Raw genomic sequence first — 18,739 nt, forward strand, 5'->3', positions numbered from 1 at the left:
ACGTAAATCAGGCGGGTTGCAGGACGAAATGCGCGGCAAGGGTCTGGTCTTTTGAACTTGCCATGATCGGACGCAGGAATACCGTCTCAAACTCGCCGCTGTCATAGGCCAGATGCCCGTGCGGCTGGCCAAAGGCGGGCACGATCTGCGGCATCTCCAACCGGAACTCACCATTGGCGTCGGTCAGTGTAGCACCATGGCTTTGCGGATCCCGCTCATGCCCTTCGGTTGTGTGAGCCCAGATTTGGATACGTTGGCCGGGCAGAGGGGCACCGTCCCCAGCCCGCCGCACAGTGCCGGTCATCCAGAACCCACCGCCGCCGATCCGCTCGACGATGGGTGCGCCGGGGCGGTAGTTGTTCGACCCACCGCGCATGGACCGTGTCGGGGCCAGCCCGGCGGCGCGTGCGGGCATCCGCAAGCCCGAACCGCCAGTGACCAGAGCAGCCCCGCCCAGCGCCATTACGGATCTACGAGACAAGTGTGAATTCGTCATGTCGGGACCTCCTGCAAGGTAACATCCATAGCAACCTGAGCGCGCCACAGCGCAAAGATAGCACGGTTCAGATCAATTCCGAGGCGATCTTCACCACTCTGTGATCACCCCAAGCCCCAGCGAATTTCTTTGACCCTGTGCTGGTTGCGGTGCCATCGTCGGTATAACGATGCGAAAGGCTGAAAAATGGACAAGACACAATCGGTTTCGCCCGACGAAATTGCAGCCTTCAAGCGGGACGGTGCCGTTGTGCTGCGCTCGAAATTCTCGGAACATTGGTTGGACTTGTTGCGCGAAGGTATCAGTGCGGACCTGGCCAACCCGACCGACAATTTCACTCGTCACACCAAGGACCCAGACGCCCCTGCTTATTTCGAGGATTTCTGGGCGTGGAACAAGATTCCGCAATTTAGGGATTTCGTGCATCACTCGCCGTGCGCCCCACTGGCTGCGGGTTTATTGGATGCGCCGTCGATCAACCTTGTGATGGATAACTGGTTCCTGCGTGAGGCCGGATCGACCTCGCGCCCACCCTTTCATCAGGACCTGTCCTATTTCGATTTCGAAGGCACTATGTGCGTCCTTTGGCTGCCTCTTGAACCGGTGACTAAAGAAAACGGCATTGCCTTCGTCAAAGGCTCGCATCTGTGGGACAAGCTGTTCATGCGGGTTCGGTTTGCGGATGGTCATCCCAGTCTTGGGGCCACTGAGGTCGCAGGCCGAACGTATCACCAGCCCCCGGATATCAACGCCGATCCCGGCGCCTATGACTTGTTGCAGTGGGATATGGAATTAGGGGATTGCATCTATTTCGATATGCGAACACTGCATGGTGGTCTGTCCTCGGTCACGCCGACGGAAACAGTGCGTCGGTTTAGCCTGCGGATGACAGCGCCGGACGGGATTATCCGATATCGCGGAGATTGGGCGAAAGACGAACGTGCGCAGTTCGAGGCCGCCGGTTACAGCGAAGGCGACCGCATCGACGGGCCGTTTTTCCCCCGGCTTTGGCCAAGAGAGGCACTTTGAGCAATGGGATGAAATAACATAACATCGAAATTGCACTTAATCTGTGCGAAATGGCGAATACTCAAGCTGAAAATACCGTGTATTCTGCGATGGTGAACGCAACTACCTGATCGCAGGAGCGCAGCAATGAGTTGGAACCCGACCCAAAGCCTCGAATCTCTGTCACACAACACGGCGCTGGACACATTGATCATTCCGCGCGCTCGTGATCTGGGCGGGTTCGAAGTACGTAGGGCGCTGCCCTCGAGTAAACGGCAGCTGGTTGGGCCATTCATCTTTTTTGACCAAGTAGGTCCAGCCGAATTCCTGACTGGTGACGGCATCGACGTCCGACCACACCCGCATATCGGTCTTGGGACGGTGACGTATCTCTATCAAGGAGAGTTCGAGCATCGCGACAGTCTTGGCACGCATCAAATGATTTACCCCGGCGAGGTCAACTGGATGGTTGCCGGGCGCGGGGTGACTCATTCCGAAAGGACCAGTCAGAAGACACGAGACAAGAAACACAGCCTGTTCGGCATCCAGACCTGGATAGCATTGCCCGAAGCGCATGAGGATATGGCTCCGGATTTCGAGCATCACAAGCAAGGTGCGCTGCCACATATTCAGGACCAAGGTGTCAGCGCCCGTTTAATCCTGGGGTCAGCTTATGGTGAAACCAGCCCGGTTACGATGCTGTCCGAGACCTTCTATCTGGACGTGCGACTTGATCCCGGCGCGTCGTTTCCTTTGCCGGATGACCATGAAGACCGGGGTGTTTATGTCACCCAAGGTTCCGTCGAGATCGCAGGCGATACGTTCACACAGGGCCGTATGATGGTGTTCCGCCCCGGCGATCCCCTTTCAGTCAAGGCTGGGCCGCAAGGCGCGCGGTTGATGCTGCTGGGCGGGGCGACATTGAACGAAGAGCGCTATATCTGGTGGAATTTTGTGTCATCCTCGAAGGAAAAGATCGAGGCCGCCACGCGTGAATGGAAAACCGCCGATTGGGCGAAAGGTGCGTTCCACCTGCCGCCGGGTGATGATCAAGAGTTCATACCGATCTCGGATGAACTGGAACGGACACGGCCAAGGCGCGCACGCTGACCAGACGTCAGGGGGTCTTGTCCGTGCCCTCGTTCCCGGCGATCCTTTGCGCCGGGAGGGATGCCATGAAAATCGTGATCGCGGGTGCAGGCAGTATCGGATGCTATTGCGGGGCATTGTTGGCGCACTCAGGGCATGTCGTTACCCTTTTGGGCCGTGCACGCATATTAGATCCGATCCAAGAAAGAGGACTGACGATTTCGGATTTTTCGGGCCTGACCCGGCATGTGGCCGCGCAAGATTTGACCCTGACCGAAGATGCAACCTGTCTGGCCGGTGCCCAAGTCGTCATCGTGACCGTTAAATCAGGTGCCACAGCGGAAATGGCTGCGCAGATCGCGGAATACACGCCCATCTCAATTCCGGTGGTATCGTGGCAAAACGGTATGGAAAACGCCCGTACTTTGCGCATGGTTCTGTCAGAGCATGACGTGCGCGCCGGAATGGTGCCGTTCAATGTGGTGCCGACTGAACCGGCCAGCTTTCATCGCGCCACCTCTGGTGAGATCGTCATCCAAAGCGGTCCCGGTGCGCTGGGTCAGAGGCTGAGTAGTGCTGACATGCCGGTTGTGGAAAGCGATGACATCGAAGCGGTCCAATGGGGTAAGCTGGTAATCAACCTCAACAACGCGCTGAATGCGCTGTCGGGGATGACGTTGAAAGATCAACTGCTGGACCGGAACTGGCGACGCCTGATGGCGGATCAGATGACCGAGGCTCTGATGGTGTTGAACGCCGCGAACCATCCGGTTGCTTCGACTACTCCGCTGCCTGCATGGATGACGCCGCATATCCTGCGCCTGCCAACGCCGATCTTTTCCAGGATCGCTGCGCGAATGCTGACCATTGACCCCAGCGCGCGCACCTCGATGGCGTATGATCTGATGGCAGGTCGCCCGACTGAAATCGACAGTCTTCAGGGTGAGATCATTCGCCTGGGCGCGCAAATTGGCGTCGAAACCCCGATCTGCGCCAAGATACGAGATTTGATCGAGGACGCGCCTGAAAACGCGATTTCTGTGGATCAAATTGCGTCTTAGGCCGGATTAGGCGAAGGCCGTCAGGATTAGAAATATTGTCGCTGACATCGCCGCGGCTGCGGGGACCGTGATCACCCAGGCGGCCACGATGGTCATGAAGTGTGAACGCCGCACCAGCTTGCGGCGCTGATGCTCTTCCCGGGCCAGCCGCTGTTCGACCGGGCGCTGGCGGTTGGAGTGTTTCCACCGGCGATCTGAATGCCATTCGCGATAGAAACCAACCCCAAACACGCCGCCTACGGCAATATGAGTTGAGCTGACCGGCAGGCCAAGCCAGCTGGCCACGATAACGGTAATGGCTGCGGACAGCGCCACGCAGAAGGCCCGCATTGGGTTCAGTTTGGTGATCTGACTACCGACCATGCGGATCAATTTGGGCCCGAATAGAAACAGGCCGAACGAAATTCCAAAGGCTCCGATCACCATGACCCAGTTGGGGATCGCAACTTTTGCGGCAAAGTCGCCGAATTCCGCTGCGTGTACGATAGCGGCCAGGGGGCCGACCGCGTTGGCCACGTCATTGGCGCCATGCGCAAAGCTGAGGAATGTGGCCGAGATGACCAGCGGTAGGCCAAACAGAGTTTTCAGTGATTTGGTGCGGTTTTCCATCCCCTCGGATTTGTGCCGTACCCAGGGCACCGTGACCGACCAGACCAGGAACCCCGTTGCAAGGCCGATCAGCAGCGCCACCTCAAGCTCAATCTTCACGATCCGCTTAAGACCCTTAACGGCCAGGTAGGTGGCAAACGCCGCAGCCATTACGGCCACAAGGATCGGAAGCCAGCGCCGTGCAGCCGCTATTTTATCGTCCTGATATTGAATCTTGGCTTTGATCAGCGCCAGAAACCCAGCCGCGATCAACCCACCCAATACAGGCGAGATTACCCAGCTTGCGGCAATCGCGCTCATTGTGCTCCAGTTGACGGCGCTCAGACCCGCTGCGGCGATGCCGGCCCCCATCACGCCGCCGACAACCGAGTGCGTAGTTGACACCGGTGCCCCGACCCATGTGGCCAGGTTGACCCATAAGGCCGACGAAATCAGCGCGGCCATCATTGCCCAGATGAATACATTGCTGGTTTGAACCGAGGCCGGATCGATGATCCCCTTAGAGATGGTCGAAACGACATCTCCGCCTGCCAACAGGGCACCGGCGCTTTCGGCAATGGCGGCGATGACGATAGCACCACCCATGGTCAGTGCGTTGGCACCAACCGCGGGCCCCATGTTGTTGGCCACGTCATTGGCACCGATATTGATCGCCATATAGGCCCCAAAGGCGGCTGCCGCAGCAACGATCAGGCCGCCATCCGCCAGCCCGAACACTATCGCCGCCGACAACCCGGCAAGCGCAATAAAGGCCAGCGAAATACCAGGGGCCAACAGCGGGCGCGCCACATGGGCGTTGGCATTCTCAACGCGCGAGATACGGTGAAGGTCGCTGTCCAGAGCCTGCCAGCGGGATTTCGAGGTCAAATTCGACATGATCTTTTTTCAAGCAGCCAGTGCATTTCGGCACGCGGCTAGACGGTTTCCCCCCTCGGGACAACAGTTATGTTATCAATTTTTTGCGAAACTATCACACTTGCAGCAGCAAATCGCGCAATTCCGGCTCGTTAACACGATCAGCCGCAGTTGAGGGCGAAACCCAGACCCGCTCGCGTTTGCCAGCTTCGGGAAAGTCATCTTCCAGATCCTGAACATCAACCCGGTAGACACTGGTCAGAACGGGATAGGCCGTGCCATCGTTCAGGATTTTATCGTAAGTATAGTGCCCGATCGGTTCCTTGGAGGGGTTCGGCGCCCGCACGCCTGCTTCCTCCCACGCCTCCTGCAGTGCAGTTTCGGCACCGTCCATGCCATCAACCGGCCAACCTTTGGGAATGATCCAGCGCCCGGTGTCGCGACTTGTGATCAATAGAACCTCTGGTCCGCTTGGGGTTTCACGGGTGCAAAGGGCTGCAAACTGTACCCGTTGCGGGCGCAGGAAAATAGGTCGGGCGACCTCGTCCCAGATTTTTCGCAGCCATTTCGTCATTGGTCGATCGATCCTGTGCTTTTCTTGCCTGAAACGCCGGCACATAACAGTGAAATAGGGCTGATACAAACAATTGCCTGAGCCGACTCTATCACAAATGTCGGGGTCGCGGTTATTTCCGCCGTTTGGCGCGCAGGGTTGGGTTGGCCTGTGTCGGGTCTTCGGGCCAGGGATGCTTGGGGTATTGCGCGCGCATATCCTTGCGAACATCGGCGTAAGAGCCCGCCCAGAATCCCGGTAGATCACGGGTGATCTGGATCGGTCGTTGCGCAGGAGAAAGCAGGGTGATTTTCAACGCCTCGCCCCCCACAACCGGATGCTGCGTGACGCCAAACAACTCTTGCAGGCGCACGGAAATCTCAGGCACCGCGCCGCCATAATCAATCGGCACCTTTCGGCCCAGCGGTGTTTCGAACGATCCGGGCGCGCGGCGATCCAATTCTTGCGCCTGGGTCCAGTCTAGCCGGGCGCGCAGAGCGGGCAGCAGGTCAAACCGCTTCCACTCTTCGGCGTTGCGTACGCCCGAGAGCATGGGCAGCAGCCAGTCCTCAAGCGACTCGGTCAGCCCTTCGATGGTAAAGTCAGGCAGATCAGCCCCTTCGGCCCGCACCAATTCAACGCGCGCCGCCAACCGCGCCGCCGCCCCGTCCAGACGCAATCCAAGATCGCGCACGCCATCCAGCATGGCCTGCGCCACGGCATCGTCCGGCACGTCCTTCCACAGACGGTCGCTCAGCGTAATCGCGCCGAACCTTTCCTGTTTGCGCGCCACCACCCGGCGGTCGCGTTTTGACCAGGCGCAGCTGTCGACCCAGCTGATTTGCCCGGCAAACAGATCGCGGATTTCGCCTTCGCTGATCTGGGCGGCCATGCGCACCCGTGCTTCGCGCGGATTGCCGTCGGTGTCCGTGACCACCAGATAAGGTGCCGCGGCCAGCGTATCGCCGCTGTCCAGCACCACACCTTTGCCGCCTGACAGAACATAGCGGGGAACGTCACCCTTGCGGCGCTGTCCGATGCGGTCGGGATAGGCCGACGCGGCCATGGCGGCGGGGCTCAGATCACTGGCCTGGCCCTTGGTACGCAGACGTTTGGTTTCGGCTTTGATCCGATCCACTGCGCCCGAATTCACTTGCCAGACGCGGTTGCGTTGAAACGCGCGGATGTCGCGCAGCGCCTCTAGCCGCAGCAAAAGGTCTGACGGCGCGCCCTTTAGCGGATCGCGTTCGGCCATCAATGCGGCCAAAGTGGCGGCACCGGAACCGGCAGACACCAACATATGACCCAGACGCGGATGCAGGGGCAGGGCAGCCAGGGCGCGCCCGTGTTCGGTAATCCGCCCCTTGGCATCCAGCGCGCCCAGCATCGTCAGCAGAGCCTTTGACTCGGCCATCGTGCCTTCGGGCGGCGGTGTCAGAAAGGCCAGATCGCCCGGTTCGGCACCCCACAGCGCCAGTTCCAATGCCAAACCTGTCAGGTCCGCGGCCTCGATCTCGGCCGGAGGATAAGCAGACAACGCACCTTCTTCACCCTTGGACCACAACCGATAGCACTTGCCCTCGGCCACGCGGCCTGCGCGACCGGCGCGCTGGGTGGCTTCGGCGCGGGTTACACGCTCGGTTACCAAACGGGACATGCCCGAACCGGGATCGAACCGCGCCCGTCGCGCTTGCCCCATATCAACCACGACCCGAATGTCGGGAATGGTCAGTGAGGTTTCGGCAATCGACGTGGCCAACACCACTTTGCGCCCTTGATCCACCGGCGCAATCGCAGCGCGCTGGGCGGCAAAAGGCATGGCCCCGAATAGGGGGCGCAGCACGCAGTTCTCCGGCAGGCGCGCGGACAAGGCGGCCTCGGCCCGGCGAATTTCACCCTCACCTGGCAAGAACACCAACACCCCGCCGCCGGTTTTGCGCGTGTCCCTTTCAGCCTGAACAACCAGATCGACCAGAGCGTCCAGCCGCCGTGCCTGCGCCCCCAAAGGGCGGTCCAGCCAGTGTGTTTCGACCGGAAAACTGCGCCCTTCGGAGGTGACCATTGGCGCGCCCATCAACCGTCCAACCGGCTCGGCATCCAACGTTGCCGACATGGCCAGTAGCATCAGGTCATCCCGCAGAGCGCCGGTGACTTCCAAACAAAGGGCCAATCCCAGATCGGCGTTCAGGGATCGTTCGTGGAATTCGTCGAAAATCACGGCGTCCACACCCGGTAAGTCGGGATTGGATTGCAACATCCGGGTCAGAATGCCTTCGGTCACGACCTCGACCCGGGTTGATTTTGAAACCTTGGCTTCGCCCCGCACCCGATAACCTACGGTCTCACCCGCGCGTTGGCCCAAAGTGTCGGCCATCCTTTCGGCAGCAGCGCGCGCGGCCAATCTGCGCGGCTCCAACATCACGATCTTGCCTTCGCACAAGCCCGCCTCGAGTATCGCCAGGGGAACTCGTGTTGTTTTACCTGCCCCCGGAGGGGCCTGAAGAACAGCGCGGCCTGAATCCTGGAGGGCCGCAAGCAGGTCTGGGATGGCGTCTTCAATGGGCAGTCGTGTCATGCGGGCTTTATCCGCCAACGAAACGGCAAGGTCCAGTTCCGCCATGTGCGCGGCGCGAACAGGAGTAGCGCAACCGCTAACAGCGGAGGAACGGCAACACATGGGTGCGAATAATTGGTGTGCGGCGTATTTCCGCAGCGGTCCAGTCTGGACAAACAGTTTGTCGGGGCGGCAAGTAGTCGTGCCGCAACACATCGAGGATGAAATGGACATAGACAGCCTGAGCGACAGGATTTTGAACGGTGAGCGGCGCGCACTTGCCCGCGCCATCACTCTGGTCGAAAGCGGCCGTGAGGATCACCGGGCACAGGCGACCGAATTGCTGGCGCATCTGGCTAAATCCAAACGGCAATCGCTGCGTATCGGCCTGTCAGGGACGCCAGGGGTTGGCAAATCCACCTTTATCGAAAGCTTTGGCATGATGCTGATCGCCCAGGGGCTGCGGGTGGCGGTGCTGGCGGTTGACCCTAGCTCGTCCCGCTCCGGAGGCTCGATTCTGGGCGACAAAACCCGGATGGAACGTCTGAGCCGCGAGAGAAACGCCTTTATCCGCCCATCCCCCAGCCAGTCGCATCTGGGTGGTGTGGCCCGACGTACGCGCGAGGCGATTGCCCTGTGCGAGGCCGCCGCTTTCGATGTGGTGCTGATCGAAACCGTGGGTGTGGGCCAGTCGGAAACCGTTGTGTCCGAAATGTCCGACCTGTTCCTGTTGCTGCTGGCCCCAGCAGGCGGAGACGAATTGCAAGGTGTCAAGCGCGGCATCATGGAAATGGCCGACATGATTCTGATCAACAAGGCTGACGGAGATCTGAAGCCTACTGCCATCCGCACCTGCGCTGACTATGCCGGAGCGCTGCGCCTGTTGCGAAAGCGCCCGCAGGACCCCGAGACCTTTCCCAAGGCTATGACAGTGTCGGCGGTGGAAGAACACGGCTTGGAAGACGCGTGGTCCGAAATGCAATCGCTGACTGATTGGCGGCGTGAAGCTGGCCATTGGGAGGCCAATCGAACCAATCAAGCGCGATATTGGTTCGATCAAGAGGTCCGGCATGCCCTGTTGGCCCGGCTCGAAACACCACAGGCGCGTGCGATGATGGATCGTTTCAGCACTCAGGTAGGTGAAGGTGTCCTTAGCCCATCGATCGCGGCCAAACAAATGCTGACTGAATTGGCGGCAGACTAACCGGCCGGGCAGAGTGGCGCGTTCATCATTTGTCGTGTAAGATCGACGCGAATGCAATTTTGAGTTGTGCGATTGGCTCAGGCGACAGGAACCGTCGAACATGCCCGATATCAACGGGACGAATAACGACGACGACATTGAAGTCACCGACAATACCGGTTCTTTAAACGGGACAACGGTACCCGGACCAATTGACAATATTCGCGCCAGACAGGGCGATGACGACGTAACCGTTACCAACAGTACGATTTCCGGTTCTGTGCGGGGCAATCGCGGAGACGACGATATCGTTATCACCGGCAGTACTGTGGTCGGGCAAGTGAATGCCGGAATTGATGATGATACGGTCAACCTTCAGGGATCTACCGTTGGTGATGTTCGGCTGGGGCAGGGCAACGACACCCTGAACATCAACAGCACAAACGTAACGGGCGACGTTCGCGGTGGCGGCGGAACGGACAGCTTGAACCTGCCCGTCGGTACGGTCGTCACCGACGATACGTTTGGAACTTTCACCGTTGCCGAAGGTGTTTCCTACTCGGTCTCAAGCGGCACTTTTATCCTGCCGTCGAACCTACCGTCTGGGCCGTCCGTCTCTTATCAGGCATTCGAGAACGGAACAGGGGTTCCATGCTTCACACGCGACACTGAGATTTTGACACGATCCGGCCCGGTGCTTATCCAAGATCTCTGCACCGGTGACATGATTGAGACACTGGGTAAGGGGTTGCAAAAGATTCGCTGGATCGGGAGGCGACGCTTTGATCTAGACGGATTGAAGGGGAACCCCAAACTTTATCCCATTCGAATTCTGGCAGGGGCGCTGGGCGGCGGTTTTCCAAGTCGGGACTTATTGGTCTCGCGACAGCATCGGATGCTGGTCCAGTCCCCCATTGCCCAACGCATGTTCGACGAACGCGAAGTGCTGATTCCCGCCATCAAGCTAACAGCCTTGCCCGGTATATTCGTGGACAAAGACGTCACATCGGTTGAGTACTACCATCTGCTTTTCGATCAACATCAGGTCATCTTTGCCGAAGGCGCGCCGACAGAAAGCCTGTTTACAGGGCCCGAGGCGCTGAAAACTCTGAGTTCAGAGGCCCGCCGCGAGATTTTTGAGATATTTCCTGAGCTGATCGAAAAGAAACTGACACCGCGGCCCGCCCGCTATATTCCGCGCGGACGGCAGCAGTCGCATCTGTTGGAACGCCATCGCAAGAACAAAAAACCGCTTTTGCAGGCGTGTATCCAACCGCCCGGTGATGCCTGAGCAAAGATTTCGCGCGATCTGTCTTGACCCTTCTGGCGATTCCCACTACACGCATCCAACCAGTTTTCGGGCGCGACTTCGGGTTGCGCCCCTTGTGATTTGGCCGCTGGCATCATGCCCGGCCTCCAGAAACAAAGGAAGAAACCATGTCGCGCCGTTGCGAACTGACCGGAAAAGGCCCGATGACTGGCAACAATGTCAGCCACGCCAAAAACAGAACTCGTCGTCGTTTTCTGCCGAACCTGAACGACGTTACCCTTCAGTCCGAGACCCTGGGTCGTGGCGTCAAGCTGCGCATCTCGGCGGCTGCACTGCGCTCGGTCGACCACCGTGGTGGTCTGGACGCGTTCCTGGCCAAAGCCAAGGACGAAGAGCTGTCGGCAAACGCACTGAAAGTGAAAAAGGAAATTGCCAAGGCGCAAGCCACGGCCTAAGCCCTTTTTCCTTGAAAGAATTCAACCCTGTACCGCAAGGTGCAGGGTTTTTTCTTGCGCGGCCTGCTCCTGAACTGGAATTAAATTTTCAGCCACGGTGATATTGTTCACATACCCTGCGCCAAGACTGTTTTATGTTTGGTCATATTCATCTGGCGGAGTTTACCCCCATGTCTTTTAAATTGTCTGATTTCCTCTCCCTGTTGGCTGCCTTTTTTGGCAAGACGTTTGGGACATGCTTTCGGATGCAACGACAGGTGAACAGGTTGCATACGAGCCTGACCAAAGGGTCCGTCAAACGTCCTGGCGTGGACAGCTGACACGAACCCAGTGGTTGCGGGTTTCAGGCGTATTCGATTGCGCTTGAAGCCCGCTTTGAGTCCGGCCTATATCAGGCGCAGGATGAAACCCGTTCTGAACAGATTTCTGCCTTTGGCGCTTTCGCTGCTTGTCATTCTGACAGGGCAGGGGGTGGCTGCATCGCGCGGAATGGACAGGGCGGTGGGGCAGATGGTGCTTTGCACTGGTACAGGCCCGGTGGTGGTCTATATGGACGCCGAAGGCCAGCCGACTCAGCCCCCTCATTTCTGCCCTGAATACGCGCTGACCCTCTTGGGGGCGGTCGTTGTCCCGGCAGCCGCCATGCCCGTTGCGCCAGAACAGTTTCAGCCCGCGCCTTTGCGCAAGGCGGGTAATCTGGTTGCCCTGCCGGTTCCCTTCAGACCGGCGCGCGCGCCTCCGGTTGTGATCTGAAGACACATTTTCTTTCAGACACTTATACAAGGAGAGGTGCAATGTCCCTCAAATCCAAACTTCTGATCACTCTGGTCGCTGCAACGCTGGCAACATCTGCTTTTGCTCAGGATACGATTGCCGTTGATGACGCCTATGCGCGCTCCGCAGGCAAAGCAGCCAAGGCCGGTGCTGCCTTTATGATGATCAAAAACACGGGCGAGGCTGACGACCGGTTGATTGGCGTGGAATCCGATGCGTCTGCACGTGTTGAGCTGCATACCCACAAGATTGATGACAACGGCGTAGCTAAGATGATGCACGTCGAAGAAGGTTTTGTCATTCCAGCCGGTGAAACCCACATGCTGAAGCGCGGTGGCGACCATGTGATGTTCATGGGGCTGACTGCCCCATTCGAGCAAGGCGCGACCGTACCGGTGACGCTGATTTTTGAGAAGGCCGGAGAGATCGAGATCGAGGTGCCGGTTGATCTGGAACGTCAGGACGCTGGCGGCCACGGGACACATTCGAACTGAGGCTACGCCTGTCTTCAGGCCGCGCTGCGGCCCTCATCCATGCGTCAGGTCGGGCTTTGCCCGGCCTGTTGCCGTTTCCGGAGGTGGTTAGCGATTGACCACGCGCATGGCGACCCGGTCATGGGCGCGTTTGAACCGGGCGGTCAGCCAGAACATCACCGCCGAAAAGGCCAGGGCCCCGAAGGCAATGGCCCATCCCAGCGCCACCATTCCGCTGCCGGGCCAGAAGATCAGCACCAACCCGATCAGCAGCGCTATGACCCCGGAATTGCGCACTGAGGGCGCATCGGGGTGTTGATCCGACATTTGCCGCCATGCCATCAGCGAGCCAACGCCGATGATCAGGGCCCACGCCCCTAACAAGAAGAAGGTCAGCCGCGCCACGCCTTCGGGCCACAGGAGAAGTACCAGACCGATCAACAGGGCGCCGACCCCTACGCCCCCTATCAATCCACGCCGACCAAAGCCCAGCAAAGTCAGGCCGCCATCCACGATCAGAAGCAGACCGACCAGACGCAACAGCAGTGAAATGCTGCCTGTCGGCCAGAACAGCGCAGCGATGCCCAGTGCCCCAGCGAAGATGCCGCGCAACAGGAACGTCCACCACAGTCCCGCGAGTTGATCGCCCAAAGCGTCGCGGCCGTCCAAAGTGCCATCCTCGAGGATTTCCTCGTGCGGGGATTGAGGGTCTGACATGATGCTCTCCCAGCTGGTTAGGCCTTCACTATAAACGGAAAATCCTGCCGGTGTCTGCTGTCATCTGGGGCTGAGCAAGCCATCTACCCAAGATGGGACTGTTTCCGTTGCGGGGCCGAGAATGACCTCATCAAAACTGGAGGCTCCGGTTGAAGGTTCGAGGTTCAGTTCGACCGTGCGGGCGCCGGATTGCAAGGCTTCATGAACGAAGGCGGCGGCTGGATAGACCTGACCCGAGGTGCCGATGGCAGCAAACAGGGTCGCTTCGGCCAGATGGTCGTAGATTGCGTCCATGTGATAGGGCATCTCGCCAAACCAGACCACATCCGGTCGCGCGGTGGCGGCACCGCAGGTAGGGCAGGGTTCGCCCACGGCCATCTCGGGTGGTGATGCCCAGCGGTGGCTGCATGCCGGGCAAAACGCTCCGGCCAACGTGCCATGCATGTGGATCACATGCTCGGCGCCGCCAGATTCGTGCAGGCTGTCGACGTTCTGAGTGACGATCACCACCTCGCCGGGAAAGTCCATTTGCAACCGTGCCAGCGCGGCATGCGCAGCGTTAGGTTTGGCCTTGGCGGCCTGCACGCGTCGGGCGTTGTAGAACCGGTGAACCAGAGCGGGATCGCGGGCGAAACCTTCGGGAGTGGCGACGTCCTCAATCCGGTGTTGTGCCCATAACCCGCCTTCATCGCGGAAGGTGCCCAACCCGCTTTCGGCAGAAATACCGGCCCCTGTCAGTATGACGATCTTTTCCATCATTGCCCTTCGCGTTACACCTTGGCCCATGACCCACCGTATCCTCTTTGTCTGTCTCGGCAATATCTGCCGTTCTCCTGCTGCCGAAGGCGTGTTTCGCGCCCGCGCGCCGCATCACACCACCGATAGCGCCGGAACCTCGGGTTGGCATATTGGTAATCCGCCTTATGGGCCGATGCAGGCAGCGGCACAGGCCCGCGAAATTGACCTTAGCGACCTGCGAGCCCGGCTGTTTGTAGCCGAGGATTTCGAACGGTTCGATTTGATCATCGGTATGGACGCCAAAAACATTGCAAGTATCGAGGCGTTGCGCCCCGCTGGGAGCACTACCCCTGTACAGTTGCTCACCGATTTCGCACCCGAAACGGGTGCCGATCATGTACCCGATCCGTATTACACCCGTGATTTCGACGGGGCGCTGGACCTAATCGAAGCTGCCGTTGAAGGGCTTCAAGCGCATCTGCGGGCCTAGCCCATTACTTTCAGTTTATCCGTCAGCCATGGCAGTTGCACCAACGCCGGGTCGACGATCTGATTGCGCATAAGGCGACGCATCATGCCCGCGACCTCTTGTGGAACCTGATCGGACCAATCGGTGCGCGTGAACAGGGAAATTGTGCGCGAAAACTCTCCGAATGGTACGGGATGGACCGCCAGCGCGTCGTGGAAACGCGCTGCCCGCATATAGCCCAGCGGTGTTGTGATCGCCCAGCCCAACCCGCGTGCGACCATGGCCATTAAGGCAAGATGCGAACCGATCTCGAACCGTTCCTCATATTTCTGTTGCTGCCGCGCCAGATGCGACTCGATCTGGCGGCTGATCAGCTGTTCACGGGCATAGCGCAGAAAGGGCAGGTCCTGCGTGGCATTGTCGACCCCCTTGGGGGTCACCAGAATAAATGGGTCGCGGACCAAGGGATATTCGACCACACCTTCAAGCACTTCGCCGGAATGGGCCGAGACCATCAGGTGCAGGCGTTGCGCTTCCAACTCGGCGAACAGATCCAGGCTGGGCAGGGTAATGAGCTTGAAATTCGACCGTGTCAGGCTGTCGGCCAATAGGGTCGCCAATCGAGGCGTCAGGTCATTGTCAAAGTCGTCGATCAGCCCGATGGACAAAGTGGTGAGGTGCCCCAGGTCCATCACGGTCAACTCGCTTTGTGCTATTTGCAGCTCGGCCAGAACTGACTCGGTTCGTGCCAGAAAGCTGTGCCCGGCCTGGGTAAGCCGCATCGGGCGTCGCCCGTGATCCACCAATTCGGTGCCAAGAGCGTTTTCCAGATTACGCAATTGCTGTGACACTGAAGGCTGGCTGAGCCCGGTGATCTCGGCCGCCTGCGCCACCGATCCCGTCCGCGCCAAGGCTTCGAACACTTCGAGCCCACGCAGGGTCAGCCCTTTCATTACCATTGGATACACCTTTCGCTGCGCCTTTTCTGGGGCGCAGGACGGATCAGGTCAAGGATTCAGAATGCCTTAGCTGCAGATCGCCTGTGCCATCTGGCCAAAGTTCTGATACCGATCCCACAGCGCATCATCGCGCGCAGTTTGCGACATCTTCAACTCTTGCGCCTGGTGGGGGTCGGTGAACCACTTCGCGACGGTTTTCTGATCGCTGCGGGTCAATGCCTGATTGGCCACGCGTTGAATGCAGTTGCATCGATCCCGTGTCGCGGCTGTACGATCAGACGCCAGACACGCCCGTTTGATCTGCGCAGCTTCGACCGGTGCTATCGCCGTCAGAGATGTGGCACAAAGTGCGATTAGGAGGAACTTTTTCATGCTCTTGCCTCGTTTTTGCCTGCCCGGAGTGATCTGACGCCCCTCTCGGTCTGCGGCGGAGTATGAATCAATCGGGTTTGCGGATCAATGGACAACAGCGATTGGAGCAAAAATGCGGCCTCACGGCGTTTTAAGGCCAGTCTTGCCGTGTCTGTTGTTTCCATAACACGCCCCGTGAGTTCGGGAAAAAATAGCCTGTCCGGGTTTGGCTGATCCGCCAAACATGCGGCCAGCAGACTTTCGGAGGCTGCGCCGTTCGCCCGGACGACGTTATGCCGTTCCAGTAAAAAGTGATGAAAGCGCGCCGTTCGATCTGTAGTCAGATATGCGATACCGGCATCCACAAGGCTTATGGCGGGGACAAAAACTTCATTCTCTGCGAACAACAACTCGGCCAATGGATGTGAAATCAATATCCTATGTTGCTGGGAGACTTTGAGCGGGGCAAAGTTGGATAGAACGCCAACGGGAATTTTCACTAGTTTGAAGCGGCCTGCAGCAATGACATCCTGGACACCCGTCCATTGCACCGAAACAAACCCATCATCCTGTGTCCAAACCTTGTCACCCGGCTTCAATGCTTCGATGGGCAGGTGACCCTGTTCCGTTTCAATTAAAGTTCCAGCATCATAGCAGATCGGTGTAACATATTCGCTTTCATCAAAGCTCGGGCCTTCCTGCGTGCTGACAACGGTCAAGGGCACGCCAGCGGGGGGAAACTGACCGGGCCCTCCGATAAAGGCAATCCCCTCAACGGTTGCGTATGCCGGAGAAGAGTTGGTTACGTTGAACGCAACCGCCTGCCAAGTGTTCACTCCATCTGTTAAGGTGATGCCGTACTCAGCCTCAACTCGCGTGCCGTCGGTGAATAGCGTGCCGTCTATCGTCTGGTCGCCATCCAAACGCTGATTTCCATCGTTGTCGGCAAAATTGGTGTCGCTTCCCGCGTCGGTGATGAAGACCTCGGTCGCCGCGCGAGAGTCAATCGTGATCGTCTGACCGATCAAATGTATGCCCGTGCCCTGAGTGATACCGTCCAACCCCTGAGGCACCGTGATCGACAGTTGGCTTTCACCAAGAACGAAAATCGAATAGTCGGCCAACGTTTAAACTGCTTTCTTGTTAGTGTTCGGGCCAATCAACGGCATAATCCTATCCGTTCGCAAATACTGGGTAAATGCATTTAGGTAGAAAGACCCACTGCGCGCCTATGCTGCAACGCTTCACGGCTTGACGAGACCCAAATCTCCGGACATATCCCAACCCATGACAGACCTCGCTCATATCCGCAATTTCTCCATCGTCGCGCATATCGACCATGGCAAATCCACCCTTGCTGACCGGCTCATCCAAGAGACCGGAACGGTCAAGGATCGCGACATGAAAGAACAGCTGCTCGACAGCATGGATATCGAACGCGAGCGTGGCATCACCATCAAGGCCAACACGGTCCGCATCGACTATACCGCCGACAACGGCGAGCATTACGTGCTGAACCTGATCGACACCCCCGGCCACGTGGACTTCGCCTATGAGGTCAGCCGGTCCATGCGCGCGGTCGAGGGCTCGCTACTGGTTGTGGACTCGACCCAAGGGGTTGAGGCGCAGACGCTGGCGAACGTCTATCAGGCCATCGACGCCGATCATGAGATCGTGCCGGTGCTGAACAAGATCGATCTGCCCGCGTCCGATTGTGACCGCGTGGCCGAACAGATCGAAGACGTCATCGGCATCGACGCGACCGACGCCATTCAGGTCTCGGCCAAGACGGGGCAGGGCATCCATGAGACGCTTGAAGCCATCGTGCAGCAACTGCCCGCACCGCAGGGCAATCTGGATGCACCGCTCAAGGCGATGCTGGTGGATTCGTGGTACGACGCCTATCTCGGCGTCATCGTTCTGGTCCGCATCATGGACGGCACGCTGAAAAAGGGGATGCGGGTCAAGTTCATGTCGAACGGCACCCTGCACCATGTGGACCGCGTCGGTGTTTTCCGCCCCGAGATGGAGATGGTGGACTCGCTTGGCCCTGGTGAGATCGGCTTTCTCACCGCTTCGATCAAACAGGTCCGCGACACCCGCGTCGGTGACACCATCACCAATGACCGTAACGGCACCGAAGAGGCCCTGACAGGCTTCAAACCCGCGCAGCCGGTGGTGTTCTGTGGTCTTTTCCCCGTCGACAGTTCCGAATTCGAAGACCTGCGCGATGCGATCGACAAGCTGGCGCTCAACGACGCCAGCTTCAGCTTCGAAATGGAAACCTCGGCAGCGCTGGGCTTTGGCTTCCGCTGCGGCTTCCTGGGCCTTCTGCACCTTGAGGTCATCCGCGACCGCATCGAACGCGAATACGATATCGAGCTCATCACCACCGCGCCGTCGGTGATCTATCACGTCTACATGAAAGACGGCGAGATGATTGAGCTGCACAACCCCGCCGACATGCCCGACCCGTCCAAGGTCGACCATATCGAGGAGCCGCGCATCAAGGCGACCATTCTGGTGCCCGACGAATACCTCGGCGACGTGCTGAAACTTTGCCAGGACCGCCGCGGCATCCAGCTAGACCTGACCTATGCGGGCAGCCGCGCCATGGTCGTCTATGACCTGCCGCTGAACGAGGTCGTCTTCGACTTCTACGACCGCCTGAAATCGGTGACCAAGGGCTATGCCTCGTTTGACTACCAGATGACGGGCTATACCGAGGATAATCTGGTCAAGATGTCGGTGCTGGTGAATGACGAACCGGTCGACGCGCTGTCGACCATGGTTCACCGCGATCGGGCCGAGATGCGGGGCCGGGCGATGTGCGAAAAGCTAAAAGACCTGATCCCGCGCCACATGTTCAAAATCCCGATCCAGGCGGCCATCGGCGGCAAGGTCATCGCGCGCGAGACCCTCTCGGCGCTGCGCAAGGACGTGACCGCGAAATGCTACGGAGGCGACGCCACGCGGAAACGCAAACTGCTGGACAAGCAGAAGGCGGGTAAGAAGAAGATGCGCCAGTTTGGGAAAGTCGATATCCCGCAGGAGGCGTTTATTTCGGCTTTGAAGATGGATGGGTGACTTCGATAACGTCGTTTGGATTTAGTATTGCTTTGCTG

At 58.8% G+C, this 18,739-nt stretch carries 19 protein-coding genes; 10 read left to right on the forward strand and 9 right to left on the reverse strand.

Going from position 1 to position 18,739, the window contains the following annotated elements:
* Positions 1-7: 7 nt before the first annotated feature.
* Entirely contained in the window at positions 8-496 is a 489-nt protein-coding gene (locus ACR0AJ_RS18120; RefSeq protein WP_170414356.1) for a peptidase associated/transthyretin-like domain-containing protein, read from the reverse strand.
* Positions 497-682: 186 nt separating this feature from the next.
* Here ACR0AJ_RS18120 and ACR0AJ_RS18125 point away from each other — a divergent pair, with 186 nt between their 5' ends.
* The 3 genes from ACR0AJ_RS18125 (at position 683) to ACR0AJ_RS18135 (ending at position 3,654) form a co-directional block, all read left to right on the forward strand.
* On the forward strand, positions 683-1,525 hold the full coding sequence (locus ACR0AJ_RS18125; RefSeq protein WP_170351368.1) for a phytanoyl-CoA dioxygenase family protein: 843 nt from the start codon (positions 683-685) through the stop codon (positions 1,523-1,525).
* Between the two features lie 126 nt (positions 1,526-1,651).
* Positions 1,652-2,614, forward strand: coding sequence for a pirin family protein (locus ACR0AJ_RS18130; RefSeq protein WP_170351367.1), 963 nt, complete (start codon positions 1,652-1,654; stop codon positions 2,612-2,614).
* Between the two features lie 65 nt (positions 2,615-2,679).
* Entirely contained in the window at positions 2,680-3,654 is a 975-nt protein-coding gene (locus ACR0AJ_RS18135; RefSeq protein WP_480741523.1) for a 2-dehydropantoate 2-reductase, read from the forward strand.
* Between the two features lie 6 nt (positions 3,655-3,660).
* On the opposite strand, the gene ACR0AJ_RS18140 is transcribed toward ACR0AJ_RS18135, so the two are convergent.
* The 3 genes from ACR0AJ_RS18140 to hrpB all read right to left on the reverse strand — a co-directional run bounded on the left by ACR0AJ_RS18140 (position 3,661) and on the right by hrpB (position 8,246).
* A complete protein-coding gene (locus tag ACR0AJ_RS18140; protein WP_170351365.1) occupies positions 3,661-5,139 on the reverse strand; it encodes an inorganic phosphate transporter in 1,479 nt (492 codons plus the stop codon).
* Between the two features lie 94 nt (positions 5,140-5,233).
* Entirely contained in the window at positions 5,234-5,692 is a 459-nt protein-coding gene (locus tag ACR0AJ_RS18145) for an NUDIX hydrolase (protein WP_170351364.1), read from the reverse strand.
* Between the two features lie 112 nt (positions 5,693-5,804).
* On the reverse strand, positions 5,805-8,246 hold the full coding sequence (gene hrpB, locus ACR0AJ_RS18150; protein WP_480741525.1) for an ATP-dependent helicase HrpB: 2,442 nt from the start codon (positions 8,244-8,246) through the stop codon (positions 5,805-5,807).
* Positions 8,247-8,451: 205 nt separating this feature from the next.
* On the opposite strand from hrpB, the gene meaB reads away from it, so the two are divergent.
* The 5 genes from meaB (at position 8,452) to ACR0AJ_RS18175 (ending at position 12,401) form a co-directional block, all read left to right on the forward strand.
* Complete coding sequence (meaB, locus tag ACR0AJ_RS18155; protein ID WP_170351482.1) at positions 8,452-9,429, forward strand: methylmalonyl Co-A mutase-associated GTPase MeaB; 978 nt, start codon at positions 8,452-8,454, stop codon at positions 9,427-9,429.
* Between the two features lie 100 nt (positions 9,430-9,529).
* Positions 9,530-10,699: a Hint domain-containing protein gene (locus ACR0AJ_RS18160; protein ID WP_480649080.1), complete on the forward strand. Its 1,170-nt coding sequence runs from the start codon at positions 9,530-9,532 to the stop codon at positions 10,697-10,699.
* 146 nt (positions 10,700-10,845) lie between these two features.
* Positions 10,846-11,133 carry a 50S ribosomal protein L28 gene (rpmB, locus tag ACR0AJ_RS18165; protein ID WP_050603240.1) on the forward strand — a complete coding sequence of 96 codons (288 nt, stop codon included), beginning with the start codon at positions 10,846-10,848 and terminating at the stop codon, positions 11,131-11,133.
* A 402-nt stretch (positions 11,134-11,535) separates the two neighbouring features.
* Complete coding sequence (locus ACR0AJ_RS18170; RefSeq protein WP_170379163.1) at positions 11,536-11,886, forward strand: hypothetical protein; 351 nt, start codon at positions 11,536-11,538, stop codon at positions 11,884-11,886.
* A gap of 41 nt (positions 11,887-11,927) precedes the next feature.
* Complete coding sequence (locus ACR0AJ_RS18175; protein WP_170362548.1) at positions 11,928-12,401, forward strand: copper chaperone PCu(A)C; 474 nt, start codon at positions 11,928-11,930, stop codon at positions 12,399-12,401.
* 87 nt (positions 12,402-12,488) lie between these two features.
* On the opposite strand, the gene ACR0AJ_RS18180 is transcribed toward ACR0AJ_RS18175, so the two are convergent.
* Positions 12,489-13,097, reverse strand: coding sequence for an HdeD family acid-resistance protein (locus tag ACR0AJ_RS18180; protein ID WP_170351359.1), 609 nt, complete (start codon positions 13,095-13,097; stop codon positions 12,489-12,491).
* Positions 13,098-13,157: 60 nt separating this feature from the next.
* Entirely contained in the window at positions 13,158-13,853 is a 696-nt protein-coding gene (locus ACR0AJ_RS18185; RefSeq protein ID WP_170379233.1) for an NAD-dependent deacylase, read from the reverse strand.
* A gap of 28 nt (positions 13,854-13,881) precedes the next feature.
* Between ACR0AJ_RS18185 and ACR0AJ_RS18190 the strand changes: the two genes are divergently transcribed.
* Entirely contained in the window at positions 13,882-14,325 is a 444-nt protein-coding gene (locus tag ACR0AJ_RS18190) for a low molecular weight protein-tyrosine-phosphatase (protein WP_170379235.1), read from the forward strand.
* Here the strand turns inward: ACR0AJ_RS18190 and ACR0AJ_RS18195 are convergent.
* The 3 genes from ACR0AJ_RS18195 to ACR0AJ_RS18205 form a co-directional block, all read right to left on the reverse strand.
* A complete protein-coding gene (locus tag ACR0AJ_RS18195) occupies positions 14,322-15,263 on the reverse strand; it encodes a LysR family transcriptional regulator (protein WP_170414383.1) in 942 nt (313 codons plus the stop codon). The genes ACR0AJ_RS18190 and ACR0AJ_RS18195 overlap by 4 nt on opposite strands.
* A gap of 66 nt (positions 15,264-15,329) precedes the next feature.
* Positions 15,330-15,635: a hypothetical protein gene (locus ACR0AJ_RS18200; RefSeq protein ID WP_170351356.1), complete on the reverse strand. Its 306-nt coding sequence runs from the start codon at positions 15,633-15,635 to the stop codon at positions 15,330-15,332.
* On the reverse strand, positions 15,632-16,738 hold the full coding sequence (locus ACR0AJ_RS18205) for a Hint domain-containing protein (RefSeq protein WP_480741527.1): 1,107 nt from the start codon (positions 16,736-16,738) through the stop codon (positions 15,632-15,634). Before ACR0AJ_RS18205 ends, ACR0AJ_RS18200 begins: the two co-directional genes overlap by 4 nt.
* Before the next feature lie 163 nt (positions 16,739-16,901).
* On the opposite strand from ACR0AJ_RS18205, the gene lepA reads away from it, so the two are divergent.
* Positions 16,902-18,701: a translation elongation factor 4 gene (gene lepA, locus ACR0AJ_RS18210; protein ID WP_480741529.1), complete on the forward strand. Its 1,800-nt coding sequence runs from the start codon at positions 16,902-16,904 to the stop codon at positions 18,699-18,701.
* The last annotated feature ends 38 nt before the right edge of the window (positions 18,702-18,739 follow it).

It is taken from the genome of Ruegeria sp. CJ9, assembly GCF_056536625.1.